2 protein-coding genes are annotated in these 1,937 nt (G+C 39.3%); both read left to right on the top strand.

Annotated elements, in window-relative coordinates:
- The first annotated feature begins 37 nt into the window (after positions 1 to 37).
- Positions 38 to 1,144 carry a DUF6340 family protein gene (locus ACT8YW_RS23120; RefSeq protein ID WP_444107269.1) on the top strand — a complete coding sequence of 369 codons (1,107 nt, stop codon included), beginning with the start codon at positions 38 to 40 and terminating at the stop codon, positions 1,142 to 1,144.
- Positions 1,145 to 1,205: 61 nt separating this feature from the next.
- The gene (locus tag ACT8YW_RS23115; protein ID WP_444107268.1) at positions 1,206 to 1,652 is read left to right on the top strand and encodes a hypothetical protein; all 447 of its coding nucleotides are present in this window, start codon (positions 1,206 to 1,208) and stop codon (positions 1,650 to 1,652) included.
- Positions 1,653 to 1,937 lie beyond the last annotated feature (285 nt).

Raw genomic sequence — 1,937 nt, 5'->3', positions numbered from 1 at the left:
TTGTACTTTTGTTCAAATTACTAAATAGAACAAAACTATGGCAAAATCTTATTCACTGGTTTTCATCGTTTTATTCCTGCTGACTCTGGGTAGCTGTCAGAGTCTGGAACAGATCCCCATTGATTATCTGCAGCCTGCCGACTTGAGCTTTCCTCCGCAACTCCGGAAAGTAGCTATTGTGAATAACACCAGCGACGCCCCGGATAATAAACTGATAACAGAGACTGAAAAAATTAAAGAAGGTACACCATTGATAAGTCGTGCAACGGCTTATGCCAATGGAGATCCTAAGACAGCCACTGAATCACTGGCAGAAGAAATAGCACAGCAGAACTACTTCGATGAGGTGGTTATCTGTGATTCTGCCTTACGCTCCAATGATAAACTGGCCCGCGAAAGTACATTGAGCCAGGAGGAAGTGCGTCAACTGGCTTCTAACCTGGGAGTGGACTTTATTATTGCACTGGAAAACCTGCAACTCAAAGCAACAAAGACTGTCCGTTATCTGGATGAGTTCAACTGCTTTCAAGGAGCGGTAGACGTGAAAGTTTATCCCACGGTGAAAGTTTATCTTCCCGAACGCAGTAGACCGATGACTACGCTCCATCCTAATGATAGCATTTTTTGGGAAGAGTTTGGAGGTACAGCCATAGAAGCCACCACTCGCATGATTCCCGACAAGCAGATGCTGGAAGAAGCGGCAGCATTCGCAGGAACGGTTCCGGTGAAAAATATTGTCCCCATTTGGAAAAAAGGAACACGGTATCTTTATACTGGTGGTTCGGTTCCTATGCGTGACGCTGCCATTTATGTACGCGAAAATTCATGGGACGACGCATACGAACTTTGGCGTCAGGCTTTCGAAGGTACCAAGAACCAAAAGAAAAAAATGCGGGCAGCTCTCAACATTGCTGTTTACTACGAAATGAAAGATAGTTTGGCTAAAGCAGAAGAATGGGCAGAAAAGGCACAACAACTAGCTAAAAAAATAGATAAAAAGAACATCACAGATAGCCCTCAAGCTACCATTGATGATGTGCCGAATTATTATCTTACTACTTTGTATTTAGCTGAACTGAAGGAGAGAAATGCTCAATTACCCAAGTTAAAATTGCAAATGAGCCGATTTAATGATGATTTTTAAGGAAATTGTGTATCAAATCTTATTTTTTTTATACCTTTGAACTTATAAAAAGAAGGAACCCATGAAATTAAGCCAACAATCATTATCTATTATCGAATCGGCTATCCAAAAGGCAGTCGCTAAATATGTATGTAGCTGTGAACAAACAGTCGTAACCGATATCCATCTCCAACCGGATCAGGCATCGGGACAACTTAATATTTACAACGATGATGATGAAGAACTGGCAAACATCATGATTGAAGAATGGGCTACTTATGAAGGGGATGATTTCCTTGAAAACGTGGAACCTTCTCTTCGCAACATTCTTTGCAGAATGAAGGATGCCGGAGATTTCGACAAAGTGACTATTCTGAAACCTTATTCTTTCGTTTTGGTAGATGAAGAGAAAGAAACCATAGCAGAATTGCTGTTGATTGACGACGATACCATACTGGTGAATGATGAATTGCTGAAAGGGTTGGATAAGGAGTTGGATGACTTCTTAAAGGATTTGTTGGAAAAATAAAGAAGAATTGTTGGAGAAATAAGATACCGTTCTTTTTGAATAGAGATCATTCAAGATCCACATATAAAATAATCGGAAGCACTAAAGGACATATCCTGATTGCTTCCGATTATTTTATATATATACTTTTCAGCAATGAAACTTGAAATTCCTTATAAAAAAGTTCTAATGCAAATGTTATAGCCGGACATATTTCATACCCGGCTATAACATTTGCATTTCTATTCAATTATTTAACGTGAGTTCGATATAAGGGTTAGAATTATTTATTTGAAAATTAGTAAC

The organism is Bacteroides sp., from assembly GCF_052357945.1.
Classification (GTDB): Bacteria; Bacteroidota; Bacteroidia; order Bacteroidales; family Bacteroidaceae; genus Bacteroides.
This window is presented reverse-complemented; position numbering and strand designations above follow the sequence as displayed.

What these genes read in the sequence shown, in the direction of transcription:
- ACT8YW_RS23120 (WP_444107269.1), top strand. Translation starts at nt 38, where the DNA reads ATGGCAAAATCTTATTCACTGGTTTTCATCGTTTTATTCCTGCTGACT.
- ACT8YW_RS23115 (WP_444107268.1), top strand. Translation starts at nt 1,206, where the DNA reads ATGAAATTAAGCCAACAATCATTATCTATTATCGAATCGGCTATCCAA.